We start from the raw sequence: 16,583 nt of genomic DNA, 5'->3' as shown, positions 1-16,583 counted from the left end.
ATAAATCTTTTACAGAATGGGATTAGCCATCAACACGTTTTGTCCTATAACCCATAATGTAGGTATCACTTAATTTTCTTGTTTTTTATAGCTTCTAACAAGTGGTTTACATAACTATGAATAAGCTCCGGAGATGAAAGAAATTTTTCCGTAAGTTCAAAGTAAGATATTTTTTCCTTATAGTCGTGTTTAAAAGAAGGAGAAATAAGCTCTTCGTACTGTGGAAGAAAGCTTCCTTCATGCCGGGTATAGCAGGTGGCAGCGGTAGCCTGTCTGCGGTGTTCTTTATCGACATATGATGCTACACTTTTGTGCATTGCAGTATCTTCAGCCGGAAGATAATAATAATCCTTATAATTTGGAAAGAAATATTTCAGGGCATCCTCTTCTAAACGGACGGAGAGGGTGCATTTTTTGCCCTTTGCATAGAAATAAACAGAACCTATGCGGCAGGAAATATGCTTTGGAAATGGAAATTCCGGCTCAATAGAAAGAATCAGTTCTTTCTTTTCCTGTTGCTTATAATCTGTATATTCAGAAACAGAAGCACTGCAGGATAAATACTGTCCGTAAAACAGATGGACATAGGATAAGACGGGAAGTAATGCAGGCATATCCAGAACATCTTCGTAGTTGTGGAGCAGAAGAATTTCCAATTTATCCGGACGTGGTTCCTTGGTATACGAATGATAGATCTCAATCAATTCACCGCCGGAATATAAGTCATCCCTGCCAATACCAAGAAAAGCTTCGATGGTCTTCTGCTTGTAATTTGGCAGCTGGAGAATATGCTTTATCTGGGAAATGGATTTGAAAATATCCACATAAGTAAAATCAGCAAAGTGCTCGTTACATTCATAAGTATTGCATTTTGCTTTCAGATAAGGAATATCAAAGCCGATTCCATTGAAAGTGATAATTGTATCAAAACCGTCTAATAGCAAAAGAAACTGCTCAAGTACTTCTTTTTCTTCTTCCGGTGTTTCGGCAAAAAACTGTTTGATATAAAGCATCTGTTCTATATGATAGGCACATCCAATCAGATAAAGACTGGTATGAGCCGGGGAAAATCCGGTAGTTTCGATATCGAAAAAGACAGAGGAAGCAGTGAATATTTCCTCATCTAAATTCGAAGCCGGACTATATGGAATTTCATGTACAATTGTTTTCATATCTGCCCTCCTGTCATTTTTTTATTATACACGATGTATGGTCAAAAAGTAATCATTCCTTGTTAAAAATCGACAAAAATATTGAGAAAAAATCTTTTTAGTGTGTCAAAAAATTCTAATTTGTGTTATAATACATTTTATGTTAAATGCATTGCATATGCAGTGTAATACTATCATAGAAAGAGGGGCACATAAGATGGGTTTAATGACATTTAAAGGTGGCGTCCATCCTTTCGAAGGAAAGGATTTATCAAAAGATAAGCCAATACGTGAATTATTACCCAAAGGTGAACTGGTATATCCGTTATCGCAGCATATTGGAGCACCGGCAACACCAATCGTAGCGGTAGGAGATTCCGTTTTGAAAGGGCAGAAGATAGCAGAAGCAGGCGGCTTCGTATCTGCACCAATCCATGCGTCCGTATCCGGAACTGTTAAGAAAATTGAGCTAAGAAGAGTTCCAACAGGTGATATGGTGAACTCCATTGTAATTGAAAGCGATGGTGAATTTAAGGAGGTAGAGTATCAGGCAGTAGAAGACGTCAGTGCTCTTTCCAAAGAAGAAATTATTAACCGTATAAAAGAAGCGGGAGTTGTTGGTATGGGTGGAGCAGGATTCCCAACCCATGTAAAATTATCTCCGAAGGAACCGGAAAAAATCGACTATATTATTGCCAACTGTGCAGAGTGTGAACCATATCTGACATCTGATTACCGCATCATGTTAGATCACACGGAAGAACTGGTAGAAGGCATGCGTATCATTCTCAGTATGTTTGAACATGCCAAGGGTGTATTTGCAGTCGAGAATAATAAACCGGATTGTATCGCAAAATTATTAGAATTAACGAAAGATGAGCCTCGTATGGAGGTCGCACCTCTTATGACAAAATATCCACAGGGTGGTGAACGTCAGCTTATTTATGCAGTAACCAAACGTGCAATTAATTCCAAGATGCTTCCGGCAGATGCAGGATGTATCGTAGATAATGTTGCAACCATGGTTGCCGTATACCATGCAGTAAAAGAAGGAAAACCTGTTACAAGCAGAATCTTTACAGTTACCGGTGATGCAGTAGAAGATCCGGGTAACTTTGAGTTCTTAATCGGAACCAGTTTCCAGGAACTTTTAGATGCTGCCGGTGGATTTAAAGAGCAGCCGGAGAAAATTATTTCCGGTGGACCAATGATGGGCTTTTCCATGTTCGGATTAGATGTGCCGACAACCAAGACTACCTCGGCACTCCTTTGTATGACCAAAGATGAAGTGGCAGAAGCAGATGCAGATGCAACAGCATGCATCAATTGTGGTCGTTGCGTAGAAGCATGTCCGGAACAGATTGTTCCATCCAGATTATCTAAATTCTCAGAGCATGGAGATATGGCAGAATTTGAAAAATGGCATGGTCTTGAGTGCGTGGAATGTGGAAGCTGCAGTTTTATCTGCCCGGCAAAACGTCCGTTAGCACAGCTTATTAAGACAATGAAAAAACAGGTTCTTGCTGAAAAGAAAAAAAATAAATAACAAAGAAAGAGGTGGACTATTGTGAGTGAGTTATATCATGTATCATCATCACCACATGTACGAGCCAAAGATACAACAAGCAGAATCATGCTTTATGTAATTATAGCTCTGCTTCCAACAAGTATATTTGGTATTGTTAATTTTGGATATAAAGCAGCAGTATTGATTTTGGTATCTGTTGCAAGCTGTATTGCATCAGAGTGGATTTTCAATCTGATTGTACATAAGAAGAATACCGTCAGTGATTTAAGTGCGGTAGTTACCGGACTGTTACTTGCATTAAACCTGCCGGCATCCCTTCCATGGTGGGAAGCTGTAATCGGCAGTGTATTTGCAATCGTTATTGTTAAAATGATGTTTGGCGGACTGGGACAGAACTTTATGAACCCGGCACTGGGTGCAAGATGCTTTTTACTGATAGCATTTGCCGCAGACATGACAAACTTTACCGTAGATGGATATTCAGGAGCAACTCCACTGGCTCTGATCAGAGAACAGGGCGTTGGAGCTGTTAATACCATGAATATGTTAATTGGTAAGACAGCCGGAACCATCGGAGAGACATCCGCTATTGCTATCTTAATTGGAGCAATGTTCTTAATCCTGATGGGTGTCATTACACTTCGGATTCCGGGAACCTATATCATTACATTTGTAGTATTTATCAGCTTGTTCGGCGGACATGGCTTTGACATCGACTATATCGTTGCTGAGCTTTGTGGTGGTGGATTAATGCTTGGTGCATTCTTTATGGCAACCGACTATGTAACATCACCAATCACACCGAAGGGACAGATTTTATATGGAATTCTTTTAGGTATTCTTACCGGATTATTCCGTATCTTTGGAGCAAACGCAGAAGGTGTATCCTTTGCAATTATTTTAAGCAACCTTCTGGTTCCTATGATTGAAAGGATTACAATTCCAAAGGCCTTTGGACAGGTAAAGGAGGCAAAGCAGCATGAATAAGAAGATTGTACATGACGCGTTGATTTTAACCGTATTTACCGTAGTAATCGGATTTATTCTCGGACTGGTATATGAGATTACCAAGGATCCGATTGCAAAGGCAGAAGAGGCAACTGCACAGGCTGCATACAAAGCAGTGTTTGAAGATGCAGATTCTTTTTCCACCTATGATTTTGATGCAGAAGCCGCAGCCAGCCTGTTAGAGCAGAATGGTTACAGTGATGAAATCAATGGTGTGCAGGAAGCATTAGATAAAGATGGCAATGTATTAGGCTATGTGATTACTGTAACAGCTAAAGACGGAAGCCAGGGTAATATCACATTTTCTGTTGGCATAAAGAATGATGGAACCGTAAACGGCTATTCCGTTACCAGTATGTCAGAGACACCTGGACTTGGAGACAAGGCAAAGACAGAAGACTTCTCCAAACAGTATAAGAATAAGAATGTAGACAGCTTTACCGTTGTGAAACAGGCACCATCTGCTGATAACGAGATTGAAGCAATTTCCGGTGCAACCATTACATCAAAAGCAATGACCAATGGTGTAAATGCCTGCATTACATACTTCCAGAATGAATTGGAAGGAGGCGCTGAATAATGAATAAGTATTTAGAACGCGTATATAACGGATTGATTAAAGAAAATCCTACCTTTGTACTGATGCTTGGTATGTGTCCGACACTGGCAGTAACAACATCAGCAATGAATGCACTGGGAATGGGATTATCTACAACAGTGGTATTGATTTTCTCTAACCTGTTGATTTCCTTATTCCGTAAAGCAATTCCAAATGGTGTCAGAATGCCGGCATACATTGTTATCGTAGCATCTTTGGTAACCATTGTAGAATTTATTATGAAGGCTTATACACCGGCACTGGCTAAACAGCTTGGTGTATATATCCCTCTTATTGTTGTTAACTGTATTATCCTTGGACGAGCAGAAAGCTATGCATCTAAAAATCCACCTGTATTGTCTATCTTAGACGGTGTTGGTATGGGACTTGGATTTACCTTCGGATTAACCTGTATTGGCATTGTCCGTGAGATTTTAGGTGCAGGACAGTTGTTTGGATTCCAGATTCTTTCACTGAAATGGTATACACCAATCAATATCTTTGTTATGGCACCGGGTGCATTCTTGGTACTGGCATTCTTAGTTGCTTTAATGAGTATTGTTCGTCAGAAGATGGAAGCAAAAGGCAAACCACTGGCAGAGCCTGCCGGCTGTATCAGTGGAGACTGTGCCGGATGCAGCATGTCTGCAACCTGCAGCGAAAAAGAGAAGAAAGCTGCAGATGCAGAGGAAAAAAGTGAATAGGAGGAATATGACAGATGCAGACATTATTATTGATTGCAATTGGTTCAGCCATTGTAAATAACGTAGTATTAAGCCAGTTCCTTGGTATCTGTCCTTTCTTGGGTGTATCAAAGAAAACAGAGACCGCTGCTGGAATGGGTGGAGCCGTTATCTTTGTCATAACGATATCCTCCTTTGTTACCTCATTGATTTATAAGTTTATACTGATTCCGACGGGAACACAGTATTTACAGACTATTGTATTTATTCTTGTAATCGCAGCGCTGGTACAGTTTGTAGAAATGTTCTTAAAGAAATCCATGCCTGCTCTTTATAAGAGCCTTGGAGTGTATCTTCCTTTGATTACAACCAACTGTGCAGTATTAGGTGTAGCACTTACCAACGTAACCAAAGAGTATGGTATCTTAGAGGGCGTTGTAAACGGTTTTGCAACCGCATTTGGATTCTTTATTGCTATTACAATTATGGCAGGAATTCGTGAAAAAATTGAATATAATGATATCCCTAAGCCATTTAAAGGAACAGCAATTGTATTAATTACAGCATGTCTGATGTCCATTGCATTTATGGGCTTCTCAGGAATGATTTAGGAGGAAAGAAAAGATGAGTGTACAGGCAATTATTATTGCAGCCGTTATTGTAGGCGGCGTAGGACTTTTTATTGGATTTTTCCTCGGCGTTTCCGGAGAAAAGTTCAAAGTAGAAGTAGATGAAAGGGAAGAAGCAATTGTTGGTGTTCTTCCTGGAAATAACTGTGGTGGTTGTGGTTATGCCGGATGTTCCGGTCTTGCAGCTGCTATTGTAAAAGGTGATGCCCCGGTCAATGGATGTCCTGTTGGTGGTGCGCCGGTTGCAGCAAAAGTCGGGGAAATCATGGGTGTTGCTGCAGAAGAAGGCGCAAAGCAGGTTGCCTTTGTAAAATGTGCAGGAACCTGTGAAAAAGCCGGTCATGATTATGAATATACCGGAGTAGAAGATTGTGCTGCTATGGCATTTATTCCGGGCGGCGGAGCAAAGAGCTGTAGCTATGGCTGCCTTGGCTTTGGAAACTGTGTAAAGGCATGTCCGTTTGATGCGATCCATGTTGTAGACGGTATTGCAAAGGTGGATAAGGAAGTTTGTAAAGCATGTGGAAAATGTATTGCAGCCTGTCCAAAGCATTTGATAGAGCTGGTTCCATATGAAGCAAAGCATCTGGTACAGTGCAGTTCCAAGGATAAAGGCAAAGACGTTATGAAAGCCTGCTCCGTAGGTTGTATTGGCTGTCATCTCTGTGAGAAGAACTGTCCAAATGATGCTGTTCATGTCGTAGATAATGTGGCTTATATCGACCAGGAGAAATGTACCGGATGTGGCATTTGTGCCGAGAAATGTCCGAAGAAGATTATTTTATAATCGTTTCTGTGATAGAAAGAACGGGATTGTCATTGATTTGGCAGTCCCGTTTTGCGTAGTTGATGTTATATGAGGATTGGATATGAGAAAATTTAGAGAAAAGTATATTGGAAATAAAGATTTTTATAAAATGGTTCTGCTGGTAGCTATTCCAATTATGATACAGAATGCCATCACTAACTTTGTGAGTCTTTTGGACAATATCATGGTAGGACTGGTTGGAACGGAGCAGATGTCCGGTGTCGCAATCATCAATCAGTTGATGCTGGTTTACAATATCTGTATTTTTGGAGCAGTATCCGGTGCAGGCATTTTTGGGGCACAGTTTTATGGAAAAGGGGACCATAAAGGAGTGCGGGATGCCTTCCGTTTTAAAATTGTAGCCTGTGGTTTCTTAGCAGTCATATGGATGCTGATATTGGGCTTTGCAAATGAACCGTTAATTCGGCTGTTTTTGCATGAAGGAGGAAGCACGGGAGATATTGAAGCTACATTATTGTATGCAAAACAGTATTTACAGACGGTAATGCCATCCATGGTTCCTTTTGCATTGATTCAGGCATATGCCCAGACATTACGTGAAACAGGAGAAACGGTTCTTCCGATGAAAGCCGGAATTGCTTCTGTAGCAGTAAATCTGATGTTTGACTATGTATTAATATTTGGTGCATTTGGACTGCCTGCATTAGGAGTAAGAGGTGCAGCGGCAGCAACCGTATTGGCAAGAGTTGTGGAATGCATTATTGTTGTCTTGTGGACCCATGCGAGAGCAGATAAGAATCATTTTATTGTAGGAGCTTACCGTGATTTTAAAATACCGGGAACACTGGTACGACAGATTATCATAAAAGGAACGCCATTGCTTTTAAATGAGACTTTATGGGCTGGAGGAATGGCAGTCCTGATGCAGTGTTATTCCACAAGAGGTCTTGCTGTTGTAGCTGGATTTAACATATCAAATACAGTAGCCAATCTTTTTAATGTTGTATTTATTGCGTTGGGAAGTGCGATATCCATCATTGTAGGACAGCAGCTTGGTGCTGGTAAATTGGAAGAGGCGGTGGATACGGACCGCAAGATGATTGTATTTTCTGTATTTTGTTGTTTTGTTATAGGAGCCTGCATGTTTGCGATTGCTCCGTTCTTTCCAAGAATATACAATACGACAGAAGAAGTGCGTGGACTGGCAAAACAATTTATCCGGATTGCATCAGCCTGCATGCCGTTATATGGATTTATGCATGCAACCTATTTCACACTGCGTTCTGGTGGCAGGACAGTCATTACCTTTCTTTTTGACAGTGTCTATATCTGGGTGGTAGATATTCCACTGGCATTTGTGTTAACCAGATTTACAGGAGTTCCGATTGTATCTATTTATTTATCCTGTCAGTTGATAGAGATTATAAAATGCATCATCGGATATGTTATGGTAAAGAAGAAAATCTGGGTCAACAATATGGTTATGGAGCAGCAATAGGATTATGTTTACATTTCATGAAATGGAATATTGCTGCCGATGCCGGAAGTGGTATGAAGTTCGTAATCGTCGGTGATAAAAATGGCTTCCGTGTCATCCAAGGATTCTATCAGCTTCATGCCGTCCTCTAATCCTAAAGCAAAACAGGTGGTGGAAAGTCCGTCACCATCTACGGATTTCGGACAGATAATGGTGACACCCAGCAGGTTATTGTCATAAGGATAACCGGTTTTCGGATTTAAAATGTGGTGATAGAAGTTATCACCCACATAGAAATAACGTTCATAAACACCGGAACTTACTACCGTTTCATCAGAGACTTCAACACTGGCAATGGCAGTGCCGTCATCGGAAAATGGTTTCTGGATACCGATATTATAGTTGCTTCCATCTGGTTTATCATCCAGCGTAAGGACATTGCCTCCAAGGTTAATCATGCCGGAGGTAATGTCTTTTTCATTTAAATAATCTTTCATTTTATCAGCAATATAACCTTTGGCGATGCCTCCCAAGTCAATCATGGCATCCGGATTGGAAAGACTAACTTCGTTTCCATCAATAACAATCGCATGATAGTCGATGGTGGAAAGTGTGGCTTCAATATCAGATTCAGATGGAACCGTACCGCTGTTATTTGGAAAGTCCCAGAGGGAAGACAATTTACCAATGGTGATATCGAACTGTCCCAGGCTTAAATCACCATAATAAATACCTTTTTGTAATAATTCAATCGTATCATCATCCACAGTAACCGGTGTGCCACCAGCATTGTTTATTTTACTGATATCGCTGTCTGCGATGGTATTGCTGAAAAGGTTCTCATAATGGGAAGCAAGCTTGAAGCAGTCATCAATATAAGAAGCATTTTCTTCTCCATATAGTGTAATAGTAATGACTGTATTAAAATAAAAATCAGATTTGGAAACGGGTTCTTTGCTGCGTCCGCATCCCATGAAGGAGAAGGAGCAGAAGAAGAGAAAGAAAGCAAGTAAACTGCAGGTTAATTTATAAGAAAATATCGTCTTTTTTGTTTTCATCATGTATACTCCGGTTCTTTTAAAATCATATAGCACAAGCATAGCACAAGGAAGATAAAATTTACAGATGATTTTTTTCGAAAGGTATGATAAAGTATAAAATGTATGCATATGAATAAAAAATTATAACCGGCATTCAGATAGTGAATATGCCGTAGATGATTAAGAGGCGGAAAAATGGATACACAGTTGCGTGAAACATTAAAGAATAAGAAGCGTGTAATTGTAAAAATCGGTTCTTCATCTCTTTTACATGAAGAGACCGGAAAATTAAATCTTTTAAAACTGGAACGTTTGGTAAGAGAATTATGTGATATTAAGAATCAGGGCATGGATGTATGTCTGGTCAGCTCCGGGGCTATTGCAGTAGGAAGACAGTCCATGGGATTCAAAGAAAGACCGGAGAAAATAGCTGTAAAACAGGCATGTGCGGCAGTGGGACAGGCGAGACTTATGATGACTTATCAAAAGCTTTTTTCAGAGTACCACCAGAATGTGGGACAGGTTCTTATGACAAAAAAAACTATGGTTGATAACGTGTCGAGAAAAAATGCCCAGAATACTTTTGAAGAATTGTTTGAAATGGGAATTATACCAATTGTAAATGAAAATGATACCGTATCTACTTATGAGATGCAGTTTGGTGATAACGATTCCCTGTCGGCTATTGTAGCCTCATTGGTAGGAGCAGATTTGTTGATTCTTTTATCTGATATTGACGGGTTGTATACGGATGATCCGAGAAAGAATCCAAAAGCAGAATTGATACCGGTAGTAGAAAAAATTGATAATCGGATTGAAAACATGGCAGGAGATACAGTAGGTAGTGATGTTGGTACCGGTGGAATGACCACCAAATTAACGGCAGCAAGGATTGCAACCTTATCCGGAGCAGATATGATTATTGCCAATGCAAAGGATGTGGGAGTTCTGCATCAGATTTTCGAAGGAAAACAGGTGGGAACCTTTTTCAAAGCCAATAAAAATGATGATTTCTATATTGCAGATTATGTAGAAGAAAGCATGGAGTAAAAAGATGATTGAAAATACAATAGCAAGAATCAATGAATTATATCATAAATCTCAGAAAGAAGGACTGACACCGGAAGAAAAGGAAGAACAGGCAGCACTTCGCAAGGAATACATAGCAAGTGTAAAGCGGAATCTGAAGGGACAGTTAGATAATATTGATATGGTAAATGCAGATGGAACGGTAACCAATCTGGGAGAAAAATATGGAAACAAAGGCAAGCATCAGAACTAAGTATAAGACACTGCGAAATGCAATGCCGGATAATATTGTAAGAGAAGAATCCCAAAGGATTTGTCAGAATATCAGTACCTGGGAAATCTTTCAGAAAGCAAAAAATTGTTTCTTTTATTATCCCCTTGGGAAAGAAGCTTCTTTATTGCCTTTTTTTAAAGAAAGTATTCAAAAAAGAGCAGCTTTTCCCCGGGTACGTGGAGAAGAAATGGACTTTTGTGAAGTCAATAGTACAGATGATTTTCAGGAAGGGTATTTTCATGTGATGGAGCCAAAGGATGAGATACCGGCGATGGATTTAGCAGAACTTGAGCAGGAGAAAACAATTGTATTCACACCGGGACTGGTCTTTGATATTAACGGTGGAAGAAGCGGATATGGTAAGGGCTTTTATGATCGTTTTTTTCAGAAATATAAGAAAGTAATCCGGGTTGGAATTGCATTATCCTGTCAGCTTGCAGAACAGGTACCTATGGAGGCTTATGATATTCTGATGGATTATCTTGTAACACCGGAGAAGATTTATAAAGTAACGGATAACAGAGACGAAAATAAGTAGCAGGAGGGAATTATGGAATTACAGGAATTAGGTAAGAGAGCAAAAGCAGCAGAAGTCATCATGCGGAATATGGGCATGAAAGAAAAAGAAAAGATTTTGCTTGAAGTTGCAGAACATTTAGTAGAAGATACCGATGCTATTTTAGCAGCAAACCAGAAGGATATGGATGCAGGAAGAGAAGCCGGAATGCATCAGGGACTTTTAGACCGTCTGATGTTAAATAAAGAGCGTATTGCACAGATGGCAGAAGGAATCCGCCAGGTAGCAGAATTAGAAGATCCGGTAGGAGAGGTCCTTTCCATGAAACAGCGCCCGAATGGACTTATGATTGGAAAGAAGCGTGTACCATTAGGTGTCATTGGAATTATTTATGAATCACGTCCAAATGTAACAGCAGATGCCTTTGCTTTGTGCTTTAAAACTGGAAATACCGTGATTTTAAAAGGTGGAAGTGATGCCATTCATTCCAATATGGCAATCGTAAAGAGCATCAATGAAACTTTAAGTAATAACCAGCTGCCGGAAGGAGTGCTTTCTTTAATCGAAGATACCAGCCGGGAAACTGCTACTGCATTTATGAAAATGAATGAGTATGTGGATGTACTGATTCCAAGAGGTGGCTCCGGACTGATTCGTGCTGTGGTAGCCAATGCTACAATTCCGGTGATTGAGACCGGTACCGGTAACTGCCACATTTATGTGGATGAAACCGCAGACCTTGATATGGCGGTGAATATCATTAATAATGCCAAAACACAGCGCATCGGTGTATGTAATGCCTGTGAATCTTTAGTGCTGCATGAGAGCATCGTAGATGAACTGATGCCACGCCTTTCTGCAAAATTATCCGAAAGCCATGTAGAAATCCGTGGGGATGAGCGGGTTCAGAAAGCTACAAAAGATGCAGTGGCTGCAACAGAAAAAGACTGGGGCACCGAATATTTGGATTATATTATTTCTGCAAAGACAGTTTCAGATATTGATGAAGCCATTACACATATCAATAAATATAATACCGGACATTCGGAAGCAATCATTACCAATAATTATGAGCATGCACAGAAGTTCTTAAATGAGATTGATGCTGCGGCTGTTTATGTAAATGCATCCACACGTTTTACCGACGGATTTGAGTTTGGCTTTGGGGCAGAGATCGGAATCAGTACCCAGAAGCTGCATGCCAGAGGACCGATGGGCTTAGAAGCACTGACGACCACCAAATATATCATTTATGGGGATGGCCAGATCAGAGAATAATAAGAAAAATATTAAGAAAACAGGAAAAGAAATGAGAGAAATAGAAAAGATAAATCACACCGGTGAAGTTCCGGTAATGGAACCACAGAGACAATTTTATTTTATGGACCTTGCAAAGCAGTATGTGACGCAGATTTCCAGGAAGAAAGGCAGACCGCTTACCTTTCATGTGACAACTTTTGGGTGCCAGATGAATGCCAGAGATTCCGAAAAGTTATGCGGAATTTTAGAGACCGTAGGTTTTGAAGAGACCGATTCCGAGGAAGCAGATTTTGTCATTTATAATACCTGTACCGTACGTGAAAATGCCAACAATAAGGTTTACGGACGTCTGGGATATTTAAGCGGCTTTAAGAAAAAGAATAAAGATATGATGATTGCATTATGCGGCTGTATGATGCAGGAACCGGAGGTTGTGGAAAAATTAAAACAGAGCTATCGTTTTGTAGACCTGGTTTTCGGAACCCATAATATCTTTAAATTTGCAGAACTTCTGGTACGCTGCTTTGAAGAGCAGAAAATGGTGATTGACATCTGGGATGATACGAAAGAAATTGTAGAAGAACTTCCGGTAGAGCGGAAATACAGCTTTAAGTCCGGTGTTAATATTATGTTTGGCTGCAATAATTTCTGCAGTTACTGTATTGTGCCATATGTAAGAGGAAGAGAACGCAGCAGAAAACCACAGGATATCATAAGAGAAATTGAAAAATTGGTAGCAGATGGTGTAGTAGAAGTTATGCTCTTAGGACAGAATGTCAATTCCTATGGAAAGAACTTAGATACACCAGTGACCTTTGCACAGCTCTTACAGGAAGTAGAAAAGATTGAAGGTCTGGAAAGAATCCGGTTCATGACATCCCATCCAAAGGATTTATCCGATGAACTGATTGAAGTAATGAAGAATTCTAAAAAAATCTGCAGACATCTTCATTTGCCGCTTCAGTCCGGCAGTAGCAGAGTGTTAAAAGAAATGAACCGTCACTATGACAAGGAGCATTATCTTGCACTGGTTGAAAAAATCAAAAAAGCAATGCCGGATCTGGCAATTACAACCGACATTATTGTAGGATTCCCAGGAGAAACCGAAGAAGATTTCTTAGAGACCATGGATGTGGTAAGACAGGTAGAGTATGACAGCGCGTTTACGTTTATTTATTCCAAACGTACCGGAACGCCTGCTGCCAAAATGGAAAATCAGATTCCGGAAGATGTGATAAAAGACCGTTTTGACCGGCTGTTAAAACTGGTACAGGAGATTTCCGCAAAGAAAGCCGGAGCATTAACCGGAAGCGTGCAGGATGTATTAGTTGAAGAATTAGATGAACAGCAGGAAGGTCTTGTGACCGGAAGATTATCCAATAACTCAGTGGTACATCTGCCGGGTGATGCATCCATGATTGGAACCATCGTACCGGTACATTTAAAAGAATGCAAAGGCTTTTATTATATGGGAGAGGTTGCAGAGTAAATGAACCGTCGTTTTGGAAAAAATGATATCCTGTTGCTGGGAATGCTTGCAGTAGTTATTTTAGTTTTCTATGTAGGAATGACCTCTGCATTACAAAGCGGTGACAGTATTATCATTACGGTAAATGGCAGCGAATATGGCAGATATTCCCTGACAGAAAATAAAGAGATTCCAATTAAAATAGATGGAAAAGTTACCAATATCGTAACGATTGAAAATGGGACTGCCTATATGCTTGAGGCGGACTGCCCGGATCAGTTGTGTATGCATCAGAACGCAATTTCCAAAGATAAAGAATCCATTATCTGTCTGCCAAACCGGGTTGTAGTAACCGTAGAAAGTGAGCAGAAAAATACATTGGATGATGTGGCAGGGTAGGTGAAAGCATGAAGAAAAGTGTAGCATATCTTGGCGTGTTTTTGGCACTGGCCATGATATTAAGTTATGTGGAAGCAATATTGCCCTTTGCCATTGGAATACCGGGAGTAAAGCTTGGACTTGCCAACCTTGTTACGGTGCTGATGCTGTATCTGATTGGCTGGAGAGAGGCTCTTTGTGTATCGGTGCTTCGTATTGTGCTTACCGGAATTTTATTTGGAAATTTGGTCAGCATCTGTTATGGACTTGCCGGCGGATTATTAAGCTTTGTACTTATGTTTATTCTGATTCGGATAAACCGTTTTCATGTAGTTACGGTCAGTATCTGTGGCGGAATCATACATAATATGGGACAGCTTATCGTAGCAGGATTTCTGGTAAGCTCATACTATGTCATTTACTATATGCCGGTTTTATTGATTGCAGGCTTTGTGACGGGTGCCCTGATTGGAATTGTGGCAAAGGAAGTAGGAGGAAGATTATGTATTCATATATCAAAGGCGAATTATCCGAAATAGTGGCAGAGAATCATATTGTCGTTGAAAATGGCGGAATCGGCTATAATATTTATATTCCGGGACAGGTATTATCTCTGCTACCGGGAGTTGGCGAAGAAGTAAAAATCTATACTTATCTTTGTGTCAGAGAGGATGCATTTATTTTATATGGTTTTCTTAGTAGAGATGATTTAAATGTATTTAAATTGCTGATTGGTGTATCCGGAATCGGACCAAAGGGTGCACTGGCAATTCTTTCTGTCATGTCAACGGATGATTTGCGTTTTGCAGTATTATCTGATGATGCAAAAGCAATTGCAAAAGCTCCGGGTGTTGGAAATAAGACGGCACAGCGGTTGATTATAGAATTAAAAGACAAGCTTAGTTTAGAGGATGCCTTTGAACAGAAATTAAGCCATACACAGGAAGCTGCTTCTGGTAACGGCTTAAAAGGAATCCGCAATGAAGCGGTAGAGGCACTGGTTTCACTGGGTTATTCTTCCACAGAGGCTTTGAAGGTTCTTCGTGATATTGAAATTACGGAAGACAGTTCGGTAGAAGATATTTTAAAACTGGCTTTGAAGCAGATGGCATTCTTATAAGAGGAGCAGAAAATGGAAAAACGTGTAATTTCAACGCAGATGCAGGATGAAGATATCAAAATCGAAAAAACACTGCGTCCGATGACCTTGGATGAATATATTGGTCAGGAGAAAGCAAAAGCAAATCTTAAAGTGTATATAGAGGCTGCAAAACAGCGTGGAGAGTCCTTAGACCATGTATTGTTTTATGGTCCTCCGGGACTTGGTAAGACTACTCTTGCCGGCATTATTGCCAATGAAATGGGCGTACATATGAAAGTCACTTCCGGTCCGGCAATTGGAAAGCCGGGAGAAATGGCAGCTATTTTGAGTAATCTTGCAGAAGGTGACATTTTATTTGTAGATGAGATTCATCGTTTGAACCGGCAGGTAGAGGAAGTATTATATCCTGCCATGGAGGATTATGTCATTGACATTATGGTGGGAAAAGGCGCAACTGCCCGTTCAATCCGCCTTGATTTACCGCATTTTACGCTGGTTGGTGCCACTACCAGAGCCGGACTTTTATCGGCACCCTTAAGAGACCGTTTTGGAGTGGTACATCATCTGGAATTTTATAATGTGGAGGAACTTAAGACAATTATTGTCCATTCTGCAAAAAAGTTAGAGGTAAAGATTGATGAGGAAGGTGCAATCGAATTGGCACGCCGTTCCAGAGGAACGCCGCGTCTTGCCAACCGCCTTTTAAAGAGGGTGCGTGATTTTGCACAGGTGCAGTACAATGGTGAAATTACCAAAGAAGTAGCATCCTTTGCACTGGATTTACTGGAAGTAGACAAGATGGGATTAGACCAGAATGACAGGAACATTTTGCTTACGATTATTGAAAAATTCCAGGGTGGCCCGGTAGGGCTGGATACCCTTGCGGCAGCGATTGGGGAAGATGCCGGAACCATAGAGGATGTTTATGAACCATATCTTGTAAAGAATGGATTTATCAACCGGACACCAAAGGGAAGGGTCGCAACAGAATTTGCATATCATCACTTTGGAATAGAGGGCTAAGAAAATAGTTGTTTTTCGACAGATTTATAGCTATAATATGCTATATGTAGTAGTCAGAGAATATTTTTAGGCAGATACGCAGAGAGGAAATGAAAATGGCAGCAAAAAATAATACAGAAGTGATTATTGATGGAAAAGTATATACTTTAAGTGGATATGAGAGTCAGGAGTATTTACAGAAGGTAGCAACTTATATCAATGATAAGATTGCAGAATTTAAAATGCTGGATGAATATAAGAGAATTCCAAGTGATATGCGTTCCACATTGCTGGCATTGAACATTGCAGATGATTACTTCAAAGCGAAAAATCAGGTTGAAAAATTAGAGCAGGATTTAGAGGTAAAAGACCGTGAAATCTATGATTTAAAGCATGAACTGATTTCCAACCAGATCCGCATGGAAAGTGATGCCAAATCTTTAAAGGAACTGGAAAAAGAAAATAAAGAGCTGCTTTTAAATAAGACCAGATTAGAAGCAACCTTAGAAGATGCTTTACTTGGTAAAGTAGATAAACTTGAAAAACCGGAAAAAACTGAAAAACCAGAGGAAAAGAAAACAGACCATACGGAAGAAAAGAAAGAGGAAAAGCCTTCCGGAAAGAAAGCGTAATAGAGAATAAAAACTATGAAAGGGGGCAGACATTTATC

At 40.1% G+C, this 16,583-nt stretch carries 19 protein-coding genes; 17 read left to right on the top strand and 2 right to left on the bottom strand.

Annotation, left to right across the window (positions count from 1 at the left end; all coding sequences use genetic code 11):
• Positions 1-65: 65 nt before the first annotated feature.
• Complete coding sequence (locus DWX96_RS11095; protein WP_118057421.1) at positions 66-1,172, bottom strand: ribonuclease H-like domain-containing protein; 1,107 nt, start codon at positions 1,170-1,172, stop codon at positions 66-68.
• Positions 1,173-1,368: 196 nt separating this feature from the next.
• On the opposite strand from DWX96_RS11095, the gene rsxC reads away from it, so the two are divergent.
• From rsxC to DWX96_RS11060, 7 genes are all read left to right on the top strand, one after another.
• Positions 1,369-2,697, top strand: a complete 1,329-nt coding sequence (rsxC, locus tag DWX96_RS11090; protein ID WP_118057422.1) for an electron transport complex subunit RsxC — start codon at positions 1,369-1,371, stop codon at positions 2,695-2,697.
• Positions 2,698-2,718: 21 nt separating this feature from the next.
• Positions 2,719-3,666, top strand: coding sequence for an RnfABCDGE type electron transport complex subunit D (locus DWX96_RS11085; protein WP_022243740.1), 948 nt, complete (start codon positions 2,719-2,721; stop codon positions 3,664-3,666).
• The gene (locus tag DWX96_RS11080) at positions 3,659-4,267 is read left to right on the top strand and encodes an RnfABCDGE type electron transport complex subunit G (RefSeq protein ID WP_117841015.1); all 609 of its coding nucleotides are present in this window, start codon (positions 3,659-3,661) and stop codon (positions 4,265-4,267) included. The genes DWX96_RS11085 and DWX96_RS11080 overlap by 8 nt, the downstream gene beginning before the upstream one ends.
• Positions 4,267-4,989: an electron transport complex subunit RsxE gene (gene rsxE / locus DWX96_RS11075; RefSeq protein WP_022243742.1), complete on the top strand. Its 723-nt coding sequence runs from the start codon at positions 4,267-4,269 to the stop codon at positions 4,987-4,989. The genes DWX96_RS11080 and rsxE overlap by 1 nt, the downstream gene beginning before the upstream one ends.
• Positions 4,990-5,003: 14 nt before the next feature.
• The gene (gene rsxA / locus DWX96_RS11070) at positions 5,004-5,579 is read left to right on the top strand and encodes an electron transport complex subunit RsxA (protein ID WP_022243743.1); all 576 of its coding nucleotides are present in this window, start codon (positions 5,004-5,006) and stop codon (positions 5,577-5,579) included.
• 13 nt (positions 5,580-5,592) lie between these two features.
• Positions 5,593-6,384, top strand: a complete 792-nt coding sequence (locus DWX96_RS11065; protein WP_118057423.1) for an RnfABCDGE type electron transport complex subunit B — start codon at positions 5,593-5,595, stop codon at positions 6,382-6,384.
• Positions 6,385-6,466: 82 nt separating this feature from the next.
• On the top strand, positions 6,467-7,864 hold the full coding sequence (locus tag DWX96_RS11060) for an MATE family efflux transporter (protein WP_117698414.1): 1,398 nt from the start codon (positions 6,467-6,469) through the stop codon (positions 7,862-7,864).
• A gap of 8 nt (positions 7,865-7,872) precedes the next feature.
• Here the strand turns inward: DWX96_RS11060 and DWX96_RS11055 are convergent, their stop codons facing one another.
• A complete protein-coding gene (locus DWX96_RS11055) occupies positions 7,873-8,901 on the bottom strand; it encodes an FAD:protein FMN transferase (RefSeq protein ID WP_242988781.1) in 1,029 nt (342 codons plus the stop codon).
• A 177-nt stretch (positions 8,902-9,078) separates the two neighbouring features.
• Here DWX96_RS11055 and proB point away from each other — a divergent pair, with 177 nt between their 5' ends.
• The 10 genes from proB to DWX96_RS11005 all read left to right on the top strand — a co-directional run bounded on the left by proB (position 9,079) and on the right by DWX96_RS11005 (position 16,545).
• Entirely contained in the window at positions 9,079-9,933 is an 855-nt protein-coding gene (proB, locus tag DWX96_RS11050) for a glutamate 5-kinase (protein ID WP_117698413.1), read from the top strand.
• Between the two features lie 4 nt (positions 9,934-9,937).
• Positions 9,938-10,165 (top strand): DUF896 domain-containing protein, encoded by a 228-nt coding sequence (locus tag DWX96_RS11045; RefSeq protein WP_117946917.1) that lies wholly within the window; start codon positions 9,938-9,940, stop codon positions 10,163-10,165.
• Positions 10,137-10,724 (top strand): 5-formyltetrahydrofolate cyclo-ligase, encoded by a 588-nt coding sequence (locus DWX96_RS11040; RefSeq protein ID WP_118057424.1) that lies wholly within the window; start codon positions 10,137-10,139, stop codon positions 10,722-10,724. Before DWX96_RS11045 ends, DWX96_RS11040 begins: the two co-directional genes overlap by 29 nt.
• A 12-nt stretch (positions 10,725-10,736) precedes the next feature.
• Positions 10,737-11,981 carry a glutamate-5-semialdehyde dehydrogenase gene (locus tag DWX96_RS11035; RefSeq protein WP_118057425.1) on the top strand — a complete coding sequence of 415 codons (1,245 nt, stop codon included), beginning with the start codon at positions 10,737-10,739 and terminating at the stop codon, positions 11,979-11,981.
• 31 nt (positions 11,982-12,012) lie between these two features.
• On the top strand, positions 12,013-13,452 hold the full coding sequence (gene miaB / locus DWX96_RS11030; protein WP_118057496.1) for a tRNA (N6-isopentenyl adenosine(37)-C2)-methylthiotransferase MiaB: 1,440 nt from the start codon (positions 12,013-12,015) through the stop codon (positions 13,450-13,452).
• A complete protein-coding gene (locus tag DWX96_RS11025) occupies positions 13,453-13,830 on the top strand; it encodes a NusG domain II-containing protein (RefSeq protein ID WP_022243752.1) in 378 nt (125 codons plus the stop codon).
• Between the two features lie 8 nt (positions 13,831-13,838).
• Complete coding sequence (locus DWX96_RS11020; RefSeq protein WP_118057426.1) at positions 13,839-14,348, top strand: Gx transporter family protein; 510 nt, start codon at positions 13,839-13,841, stop codon at positions 14,346-14,348.
• The gene (gene ruvA / locus DWX96_RS11015) at positions 14,312-14,929 is read left to right on the top strand and encodes a Holliday junction branch migration protein RuvA (protein ID WP_118057427.1); all 618 of its coding nucleotides are present in this window, start codon (positions 14,312-14,314) and stop codon (positions 14,927-14,929) included. The genes DWX96_RS11020 and ruvA overlap by 37 nt, the downstream gene beginning before the upstream one ends.
• Positions 14,930-14,941: 12 nt before the next feature.
• Positions 14,942-15,934 (top strand): Holliday junction branch migration DNA helicase RuvB, encoded by a 993-nt coding sequence (ruvB, locus tag DWX96_RS11010; RefSeq protein ID WP_022243755.1) that lies wholly within the window; start codon positions 14,942-14,944, stop codon positions 15,932-15,934.
• A 95-nt stretch (positions 15,935-16,029) separates the two neighbouring features.
• Positions 16,030-16,545 carry a cell division protein ZapA gene (locus DWX96_RS11005; protein WP_118057428.1) on the top strand — a complete coding sequence of 172 codons (516 nt, stop codon included), beginning with the start codon at positions 16,030-16,032 and terminating at the stop codon, positions 16,543-16,545.
• Positions 16,546-16,583: the final 38 nt, after the last annotated feature.

Origin of the sequence: Roseburia sp. AF22-2LB (assembly GCF_003461125.1) — a bacterium.
GTDB lineage: Bacteria > Bacillota > Clostridia > Lachnospirales > Lachnospiraceae > Roseburia_C > Roseburia_C amylophila.
This window is presented reverse-complemented; position numbering and strand designations above follow the sequence as displayed.